Origin of the sequence: Methylobacterium sp. WL103 (assembly GCF_008039885.1) — a bacterium.
Classification (GTDB): Bacteria; Pseudomonadota; Alphaproteobacteria; order Rhizobiales; family Beijerinckiaceae; genus Methylobacterium; species Methylobacterium cerastii.
Map to the genome: position 1 here is coordinate 1 of NZ_VRUX01000122.1, position 9595 is coordinate 9595.

Consider the following 9595-nt stretch of genomic DNA (forward strand, 5'->3'; position numbering starts at 1 on the left):
GCCGCTGACGGCGCGGATCTGGCCGGCGAGGCCGGGGCTCAAGCGGCCCACCTCATCCGCCACCGCGTCGCGGAACGGCACGGCGGCCGGCGAGGCGTGCAGGATCGTGGTCGCCATCCCGTCGAGGACGAGGAAGGCGCGCGCCGAATCAGCTAGCGGCGCGGCCAGGACGGGATCGCCCGCCCAGGCCTCCAGTGCGGCCTGGAGGCCCGCGCGCGTGCTGTCGCCAACGTTCACAGAACAGTCCCCATCGGCCGCGCCCCAGCCCGTTTCGTGACGGAAAATATGATTGCCCAAGGCTTATTGTAGGCGGAGCGGCTCCGGACGCTGGACCTTTCGCGCGTCCGTCACACGTTTACCTCGCATCAACGTTAATGCTGCTCCGGCGGGTGGCGTACGATGATACATGTGTTATTGTGCAGCGCACAATGATGCGTTCACAGGCAACGTGAGAGGAGACGAGCGATGAGCAATCCCCCGACCTACGAAGTCCCGACCGAGATGCGCGACTTCGCCGAGAAGAGCGTCGACCAGGCCCGCAAGGCCTTCGACAGCTTCATCGGCGCCGCACGCCGCACCGCGGAGACCGTCACCGGCTCCACAGAGGTGACCCGCACTAGCGTCAAGGACGTGTCCTCCCGCGGCTTCGAGTATGCCGAGCAGAACGTCAACGCCGCCTTCGACCTCGCGCAGAAGCTCGTCCGTTCGAAGGACGTGCAGGAGGCGATGCAGCACCAGGCCGAGTTCGTGCGCAGCCAGTTCGCCGCGATCCAGGCGCAGGCCAAGGATTTCGGCGGCCTCGCCCAGAACGCGATGCAGCAGGGTGCCGAGCGCGCCAAGTCCGCGATGCAGGAAGGTGCCGACAACGCCCGCAAGGCGATGGAGCAGGGCGCCGACGCCGCCAAGCAGGCCGCGCACCACTCGCAGGACGCCGCCAACAAGGCGACCCACTAAGCCCGCCGCCAGGCTCGCCCCTCGAGGGCGGGCCACCCGCGCCCGCTCCCGGCCCGTTCCCGATCCATCGGGGGCGGGCCGTCTCGTTTTCGCCCCGATTGCGCGGGCATGCCTGCGTCGCGCCCGGACCGGGCATCAGACCCTCCGCCGACAGGGATGCCATGCGACAGATCACACGCCTCGGCCTCGCCGCCCTCCTCGCGACCTGCGCCGTGCAGGCCGCCGACGCGCAGTACTACGATGCGCCGCGGCGCGGGTATTACGAGGAGCGCCCGGCCTACGACGAACGTCCCGTCTACCCGCGGCGCGGCGAGCGCCCGGGCCCGGCCCGCCCGGTCGGCCTGAACTGCGATGCGGTCCAGCAGGGCCTCTCCGGGCCGCAGCCCTATTCCTGCCCGCTGCCGGGTCCGCGCCCGCTCGGGGCGCGCTGCTTCTGCGACATGCCGATCGCCTCCTTCAGCCAGCCGCAGACCGCGGTCGGCCGCGTGGTGCCCTGAACGGACGATCCGGCCGCAGGCCCGCGACGGGCGATTCGCTGAGCGCGCGATGGCTCGCGGGCGTCGGCCTCGCGTCGGGGCTCGGTGTCGCCGCCGCGTCGGCGCAGGGGCTCGGCACGGAAGCGATTCGGGCTCCGATGGACGTCGCCGGGCCGGAGGGGCTCGATGCCCTGGTGATGACGCCCGGCACCCTGGGCCGGCATCTCTTGGCGCTGATCAGCCACGGCTCGCCGCGTTGGGCCGCCGACGGGCTCGGACGGGCACGGCCTGTTCACGCAAGGGGGCGGACCGATCTGGGAGCCGATCGTCGAGGCCTTCCTCCGGGCGCGCGGCCATCCGACCGCCGCCGCAGGTCGGCGCCGGCGAACGTAGGGATTTCGACACCTATCGCGCGGCGGCCTCGCACAAGGCCTTCGCCGTCAGCGCCGGCAGCGCCTACGCGTGGCAGACCGCGCAGGGCACGAAGGCGGCGGCGATCGAGGCGGCGCTGAAGCGCTGCAATCGTCGGCCGGCGGCAATCCGTGCCGCCTCTACGCGGTCGACGACGCCTACGCGGCGGAATGACGAGGGCCGCGCCACCCTTCCGGATGGCGCGGCCCCAATCGGATCGCGAAGTCGCGTCGCGCGAGATCAGTTCAGGACGACGACCTTGGAGCCGACCTTCACGCGCTCGTAGAGGTCGGTGACGTCGTCGTTGGTCATCCGGATGCAGCCCGAGGACACGGCTTGACCGATCGTGTCCGGCTCGTTGGAGCCGTGGATGCGGTACTCGGTGTTGCCGATGTACATGGCGCGCGCGCCGAGCGGGTTCTCGATGCCGCCGGCCATGTAGCGCGGCAGGTCGGGGCGACGGGCGATCATCGCGGCCGGGGGCGTCCACGACGGCCACTCCTTCTTGGCGGTCACGGTCTTGGTGCCCGACCAAGTGAAGCCGGGACGGCCGACGCCGACGCCGTAGCGGATCGCCTCGCCGTTCGGCATCACGAAGTACAGGCGACGCTCGGCGGTGGAGACGACCACGGTGCCCGGGGCGTAGTTGCCGTCGAACGCCACGATCTCGCGCGGGATCGGCTGGACCTGCGCCTGCGGCGCGGCCTGCACGCCCTGGCCGTAGCCCGGCTCGTAGACGGGACGCTGGCCGTAATAGTCACGGCTCTGCGTGCCCTGGTAACCGTAGGACTGGTCCTGCTCGTATCCGGCATCGGTGCCGAAGGGATCGTAGGTCGAGGCGGCCATGGCCGGCACGCTGGCAACAATCGAAAGTCCGAGGAGGGCGGCGAGAGCGGTGGCTGAGGTCTTCATGATGTGGCCTACCTGTGCAGTAACCTTTGCCATTACAAGCGTGAGCATAGGCAGAGGGTTCCACGGCCGGGCGAAGATTTCAGCGGCGCGGGAATACGTAAGCGGACAAGACGTGGCCGGCGAAGATGTGACCCGCCCGGCGGGGCGCGCTCACGCCACCTCGTCGGTGTGCACGTCGAAGCGGGCGAGGTGCACGTAGCCGAAGTTGGTGGTGATCGCGACGTCGGTGGCGTCGCGCCCGCGGGCCATGACGATGCGGCCGATGCGCGGTGCGTTGTGGCGGGCGTCGAACGTGTACCAGCATCCGCCCTGCGGCCCGTCGAGGTAGACCTCGAACCAGGCGGAGAAGTCCATCGGCGCCGGGTCCTTCGGCACGCCGATGTCGCCGAGATAGCCGGTGCAGTAGCGCGCCGGGATGTTCATGCAGCGGCAGAAGGTGACGGCCAAGTGCGCGAAGTCGCGGCACACGCCCTCGCGCTGCATGAAGCCGTCATGGGCGCTGCGGGTGGCGTCGGCGCGCATGTAGTCGAAGCGGATGCGCTCGTGGGTGTAATCGACGATCGCCTGGACCCGGGCCCAGCCCTCCGGCGTCGCGCCGAACAGCGACCAAGCGGTCTGCGAGAGCTTGTCGGTGTCGCAGTAGCGCGAGCCGAGGAGGTAGACGAGGACCTCGTCCGGCAGGTCCTGCACCGCGAACTGCCGTGCATCCGGCGCATATGCGTCCGGCAGGCCGGAATCCCGCACCGTGAAGTCGGCCGAGATCGTCAGCAGGCCGGTCGGCGTGACGATGCGATGGCAGAGGTTGCCTAAGGCATCCTCGTATTGATGGCAGGGGATCGGCGGATCGAAACTGATCGCCTGCGGCGTCACCAGGTCCGGCAGGCGTGACGGGTGGATGCTGAGCATCAGGATCATCGGGGTCGGCTGCGCTGAGTCGAAGGCGATATCGAAACCGGTCCTGATCTTCATCGCGCCACCTGCCAACCTTTCTCACCGAAGCGCGCGCCGGGCGTGTCCGCCCCGGCGAGCCGGGATGCCTATTGCGCCGGGACGAGGTCCGGTGCCGATTTCTCAGTCACGGCGACGTCGACGCGCATGCCGAGGTCGTCGCTCGCCAGACCGAAATACGAGCCGTGCAGCGGCACCGCCTGCCGCGGGTCGCGGGCGATGGCGACGCGGATCAGGTCGCGGTTGCCGACGATGCCGTTGGTCGGGTCGAACTCGATCCAGCCGGCGCCGGGCAGGTAGACGCCGACCCAGGCATGAGTCGAGCCGCCGCCGACGTGACGGTCGCGATCGTTGCGCGGATTGTAGAGGTAGCCGGAGACGAAGCGGGCCGCCATGCCGAGGGAGCGCACGCCCTCCATCATCAGCACCGCGAAGTCGCGGCACGAGCCGCGCTTGAGGCGGAGCGTCGTCACCGGGTCCTGCACGCCCTTCTCGCTGCGGGCGAGGTAGGTAAAGTTGCGGCGGATGCCGCGGGTCATGTCGGCGAGCAGGTCCTGGGTCGGGATGCGGCCGTCGGCCGGGATGAAGCTGCGCGCCCAGGCATCGACCATGTGGTGGGTGTCCGGCCATTGCCGCTCGATCGAGCGCGACAGGTCGGGCATGTCCTCGACGCCGTAGCAGAACGGATAATGGGTCGCGTGCGGCGCCAGCGGGAACACCGGCGCGTGCTCCGGGGTGTGGTCGAGGGTGATGCCGCAGGTGAACCGCAGGGTGTCGCTGCGCGTGTCGAAGCTCGCGATCGCGACGCAGTTGCCGAACACGTCGAACATCCACCGCACGCTCGCCGGCAGCGGGTCGATGTCGAGGGTGGCCTCGATCAGGCGCTGGTCGTAGCTGTCCCGCGGGCGGAACATGATCCGGTGCTCGCCGAAGGAGACCGGGCGACGGTAGCGGTACACGGTGACGTGCCGGACGGACAGGATCGGCAAGGACGTAACACTCCGCGGATGCGCCGGTGCGACGGCCACGCTGCAAGTATCACGCCTCGGCGCCCGTCCCGACTCGCCATCGCGGAGGAAACGCTTCCGTCGAGGAAACGCTTGGCGTCAGCGGATCGGCGGCGCCGACCCGCCCACGGCACGCTCGGCTTCCACCAGCACGTCGAAGGCGCGCCAGGGCTTCTGAATGAAGACAGCCTCCACCGGAATCTCGGGGTGGCCAACGCAATGCCCGGAGGTGACGACCAGCCGCGCCCGCGGCCACAGCGTCGCGACCGCATGCGCCAGCTGGAGCCCGTCCATCTCGCCCGCCAGACGCACGTCGGCGAAAACCAGGGCGACGTCGCCGCCGCGCGCCTGCAGAACCGCGAGCGCCGCCTCGGCGCTGTCGCAGCCGACCACCGCGAGCTCGGTCTCCTCGAGCAGGGCCTCGGCGAGGCCGCGCACTTCCGGGTTGTCCTCGACCACCAGCGCGATGCGCTGCGGCTGTGCGACCGGTGCCGCGGCAGGCTCGCCGGCCTCGGACTGCCGGACCTTGCGCACCAGGGCGGCCAGATGCTCCGGCACGCCCTCGGCGACCAGGCTGTCGTAGAACGAGGCCAGGGTCTCCCCGATCCGGTCGAGGGGGATGTCGGGGCTCAAGGTGTCGATGGGCCGATGGCGCAGCGGATTGGTCAAGAACTTCCCCCGAAGTCTTCGCGTCGCGCCCCGCGGATGCGGAGGCTCTTGAAGCAAGAAGTCGGGAACGCGCCGTCAGTTGCGCCGGCTCCACGATTCAGGCGGTCGTTCGATCCGGGCGGACCGCGAAAAATCAGCGGGCCGTCGCGTCGGCGTCGGCGTAGGCCATCACGCCCGACACGGCGCGGACGTCGCGGTAGCGCGCCCCGCGTGCGCTCATCATCGCCTCGAACTTCTCGTGGACCTGGGCGACCGACAAGCTCGCGGCCTTGCGGCGACGGCTGCGCTCGGAGGCGAAGAAGATCGAGCGGTTGGCACGCGCCGGCCCGGGAAGCAGCTGGGCGGCGGCGGCACCGGGCTTGTCGACGACCTTGGCAAGGAACGATTCGGCGTCGTCCGGCCCAAGGAAGTGGGCGAGGTAGACCTCGCCGAGCGACAGCTCGCGCCCGATCCGCAGGGAAATCCGCGCGGCGTCGCGCTTCAGCATCTCGCCGGCGAGCAGCGCCGAGAGGTAGGGGTCGCGGCGCAATTCAAGGATCCGGGTGCGCTCGGCGGCATCCGCCACCGTCGGCCGGTCGTTGGCGTCGGGGACGATCACCGCAGCCTCCTTCTCCATCCCGTACTTGGCGCCGAAGTCGCGCACGCAGCCGAGCCAGGTCCGCTCGATGAACTGGTACAGGCCGGTGGCCGAAGAGGTCTTGGCCTGAACGGCGGTGATGAAGCTCGATTCCTTGTCGGCCACCGCCATCAGCAGCACCGGATCGGTCTGCACGGCTTGCGCGGCGCGCACGATCGTCTGAACGATGTGGCGGCGGATCTTCATCGGCCCGAACTCGAGCACGTCGTTCGGGTCGCCGCCGGCGCTCTCCGAGAGCAGGAAGTCGTAGGAGACGCGGTCGACCGCGTTGGAGCCGAGCTCGGTGTCCAGGTCGTGGACCGCGGCGAAGGCCGAGGAGGCGCGCAGCACCACCGGGGCCTCGGCGACGACGGGCGGCAGCGCGCTCACCTGGATGCGCGGGCGCGGCATCGGGATCTCGGTGGCGGCCTGGGCCGAGGATACCGCGTTCTCGAGGCCGATCTTGCCGAGCTCGACGCCCGAGCCGATCAGCAGGGCGCTCAACGCGCCGGCGAACAGCGACATCGAGAGGACGGAGCGGGCGAGCGCCGGGCGGCTGCCGTGGCCGCGGCCGACCGGGGCGGAGAGGGTGATGCAGTCGGCGGCGCCTGCGCCAAAACGGCCCGTGGGCGCCACCTTGGAGGCGCCGGCGGTGCTGGACGTGATGGCCTTGCGAGACGTTCCGACGGTGCGGCCCAGCATGTGCGACTCAAAATCCCGGTTTCGCGCCGACGGCGGCGCCACCCCCTGATCTGGCTTGACAGATGTGGCGACAACACGGCCGCGGTTGGGTCATTCCGGTGGCGCCGCCGGTTTTGCGCGCCCAGGCATCCGCTACCCTCTCGCGAGCCCTTCGCGCGGACCCAAGTTGCGAACCCATGATCGGAAACTGTGACTTGTGATCGGAACCCGTGACTTGGAGCCCGTCCCTCCGTATGAGGGCGCATCCGCGACGAACGGCCCGGGACGGCCGGGCGTCGCCGCGCGAAAAAGCCCGGCCCAGCACAGAGTTATCCGATGAGCGGCGTCAACGAGATCCGGTCGGCCTTCCTCGACTACTTCGCGGGTGCGGGGCACACGATCGTGCCCTCGTCCTCGCTCGTGCCGAAGAACGACCCGACCCTGATGTTCACCAACGCCGGGATGGTGCAGTTCAAGAACGTCTTCACCGGCGTCGAGAAGCGCCCCTACAGCCAGGCGACGACGGCGCAGAAATGCGTCCGCGCCGGCGGCAAGCACAACGACCTCGACAACGTCGGCTACACCGCGCGTCACCATACCTTCTTCGAGATGCTCGGCAACTTCTCGTTCGGCGACTACTTCAAGCCGCGAGCGATCGAGCTGGCTTGGAACCTGATCACCAAGGAGTTCGGCCTGAAGCCGGACCGGCTCCTGGTCACCGTGTACGCCGACGACGACGAGGCGGCGACGCTGTGGCGCAAGATCGCCGGGTTCTCCGACGACCGGATCATCCGCATCGGCACCTCGGACAACTTCTGGCAGATGGGCGACACCGGTCCCTGCGGGCCGTGCTCGGAGATCTTCATCGACCAGGGTCCGGGGCTCGCCGGCGGCCCACCCGGCTCGCCCGACGAAGACGGCGACCGCTTCCTCGAGTTCTGGAACCTCGTGTTCATGCAGTACGAGCAGGTCGAGCCGGGCAACCGGCTGGTCCTGCCGCGTCCGTCGATCGACACCGGCATGGGCCTCGAGCGCATGGCCGCGATCCTACAGGGCGTGACCTCGAACTACGAGACCGACCTCTTCCGCGCGCTGATCGACGCCGTGTCGCACGCGGTCGGCCGGCCGCCGGCGGCCTCCAACGTCGCCTCCTACCGCGTCATCGCCGACCATCTGCGCGCCGGCAGCTTCCTGATCGGGGACGGCGTGCTGCCGGGCAACGAGGGCCGCGGCTACGTGCTGCGCCGCATCCTGCGCCGCGCCATGCGCCACCTCGAGCTGCTCGGCTCGCGCGAGCCCGTGATGTTCCGCCTGGTGCCGACGCTGGTGCGCGAGATGGGGCAGGCCTACACCGAGCTGGTGCGGGCCGAGAGCCTGATCTCCGAGACCCTGCGCCTCGAGGAGACCCGCTTCCGCCGCACCCTGGAGCGCGGCCTCGCGATCCTCGACGCCGAGACCCGCGACCTCGACGCCGGCCAGAACCTCGCCGGCGAGACCGCCTTCACCCTCTACGATACCTACGGCTTCCCCCTCGACCTGACGCAGGACGCACTGAAGGCCCGCGGCATCGGCGTCGACACCGACGCCTTCGCCGTCGCGATGCAGCGCCAGAAGCAAGCGGCGCGCGCGGCGTGGTCGGGCTCGGGCGAGGCCGCCACCGAGACCGTGTGGTTCTCCGTGCGCGACCGAACCGGCGCCACCGAGTTCCTGGGCTACGAGGCAGAGGCCGCCGAGGGCGTCGTGACGGCGCTGCTGCGCGACGGCGCCGAGGTCGAGGCCCTGCAGGCCGGCGAGAGCGGGCTGCTCGTGGCCAACCAGACGCCATTCTACGCCGAATCGGGCGGCCAGGTCGGCGACACCGGCACGCTCGCGGCGCCGGGGCTGAAGGCGCGGGTCACCAACACCGAGAAGAAGCTCGGCGATCTCTTCGTCCACCACGTCACCGTGGACGAAGGTACGCTAAGCGTCGGCCAGGCCGTCGAGCTGAAGGTCGACCACGCCCGCCGGGCCGCGATCCGCGCCAACCACTCCGCCACCCACCTCCTGCACGAAGCCTTGCGCCAGGTGCTCGGCGACCACGTCGCGCAGAAGGGCTCGCTCGTCTCGTCCGAGCGCCTACGCTTCGACATCTCCCACCCGAAGCCGATCGAGGCAGCCGAACTCGCCCGCGTCGAGGATATCGCCAACGCGGTGCTGCTGCAGAACGCGCCGGTGGTGACCAAGCTGATGGCGGTGGACGAGGCGATCGAATCCGGCGCCCGCGCGCTGTTTGGCGAGAAGTACGGCGATGAGGTCCGCGTCGTCTCCATGGGCCGGCCGGTGGACGAGGCCGGGCGGGAGGTCGAGGGCGGGCGCCTAAAGAGCTTCTCGATCGAGCTCTGCGGCGGCACGCACGCCGCCCGCACCGGCGACATCGGCACCATCACGATCCTCGCCGAGAGCGCGGTCGGCGCCGGCATCCGCCGCATCGAGGCGATGACGGCCGACGCCGCCCGCCGACACCGCAGCGAGGAGAGCCGCACCCTCGGGGCGCTCGCCTCCCAGCTCAAGGCGCCGGTGGCGGAGGTGTCCGACCGGCTCACAGGGCTGCTGGAGGATCGCCGCCGGCTGGAGCGCGAGGTCTCGGACCTGCGCAAGAAGCTGGCGATGGGCGGCAGCGCCGGAGGCGGCGACGAGGCCACGGAGGTGGCAGGCGTCAAGCTGATGGCGCGCGCCATCGAGGGCGTCGAGATGCGCGACCTCAAGAGCCTGGCCGATGCCGGCAAGCAGAAGCTCGGCTCCGGCATCGTCGCCATCGTCGGCGTCGGCGCCGACGGCAAGGCCGGTCTCGTGGTCGGCGTCACCGCCGACCTCACCGAGCGCTACGACGCCGTCGCCCTGGTGCGGGCCGGCGCCGGCCATCTCGGCGGCAAGGGCGGCGG

Annotated in this window: 10 protein-coding genes; 4 read left to right on the forward strand and 6 right to left on the reverse strand. The window is 70.3% G+C overall.

Annotated elements, in window-relative coordinates; all coding sequences use genetic code 11:
* Positions 1-237 (reverse strand): hypothetical protein (locus FV222_RS10160; protein ID WP_210248474.1); only part of this gene is annotated, 237 nt, incomplete at its 3' end.
* Positions 238-465: 228 nt separating this feature from the next.
* Here FV222_RS10160 and FV222_RS10165 point away from each other — a divergent pair.
* The 3 genes from FV222_RS10165 to FV222_RS31870 all read left to right on the forward strand — a co-directional run bounded on the left by FV222_RS10165 (position 466) and on the right by FV222_RS31870 (position 2015).
* Positions 466-954, forward strand: a complete 489-nt coding sequence (locus FV222_RS10165) for a phasin (protein WP_147764035.1) — start codon at positions 466-468, stop codon at positions 952-954.
* Between the two features lie 161 nt (positions 955-1115).
* On the forward strand, positions 1116-1451 hold the full coding sequence (locus FV222_RS10170; protein WP_147764034.1) for a hypothetical protein: 336 nt from the start codon (positions 1116-1118) through the stop codon (positions 1449-1451).
* A gap of 441 nt (positions 1452-1892) precedes the next feature.
* Positions 1893-2015, forward strand: a complete 123-nt coding sequence (locus FV222_RS31870) for a hypothetical protein (protein ID WP_281406882.1) — start codon at positions 1893-1895, stop codon at positions 2013-2015.
* A 66-nt stretch (positions 2016-2081) separates the two neighbouring features.
* Here FV222_RS31870 and FV222_RS10175 read toward each other — a convergent pair whose 3' ends face one another.
* The 5 genes from FV222_RS10175 to FV222_RS10195 all read right to left on the reverse strand — a co-directional run bounded on the left by FV222_RS10175 (position 2082) and on the right by FV222_RS10195 (position 6695).
* Complete coding sequence (locus FV222_RS10175) at positions 2082-2753, reverse strand: L,D-transpeptidase (RefSeq protein ID WP_147814135.1); 672 nt, start codon at positions 2751-2753, stop codon at positions 2082-2084.
* A 150-nt stretch (positions 2754-2903) separates the two neighbouring features.
* The gene (locus FV222_RS10180; RefSeq protein WP_147764032.1) at positions 2904-3722 is read right to left on the reverse strand and encodes a transglutaminase family protein; all 819 of its coding nucleotides are present in this window, start codon (positions 3720-3722) and stop codon (positions 2904-2906) included.
* 68 nt (positions 3723-3790) lie between these two features.
* The gene (locus tag FV222_RS10185) at positions 3791-4690 is read right to left on the reverse strand and encodes a transglutaminase family protein (protein WP_147764031.1); all 900 of its coding nucleotides are present in this window, start codon (positions 4688-4690) and stop codon (positions 3791-3793) included.
* A 117-nt stretch (positions 4691-4807) separates the two neighbouring features.
* Complete coding sequence (locus FV222_RS10190; protein WP_147814139.1) at positions 4808-5329, reverse strand: response regulator; 522 nt, start codon at positions 5327-5329, stop codon at positions 4808-4810.
* Positions 5330-5510: 181 nt separating this feature from the next.
* Positions 5511-6695 carry a transglycosylase SLT domain-containing protein gene (locus tag FV222_RS10195; protein ID WP_147764030.1) on the reverse strand — a complete coding sequence of 395 codons (1185 nt, stop codon included), beginning with the start codon at positions 6693-6695 and terminating at the stop codon, positions 5511-5513.
* A 315-nt stretch (positions 6696-7010) separates the two neighbouring features.
* Here FV222_RS10195 and alaS point away from each other — a divergent pair.
* Positions 7011-9595 (forward strand): alanine--tRNA ligase (gene alaS, locus FV222_RS10200; RefSeq protein ID WP_147814137.1); only part of this gene is annotated, 2585 nt, incomplete at its 3' end.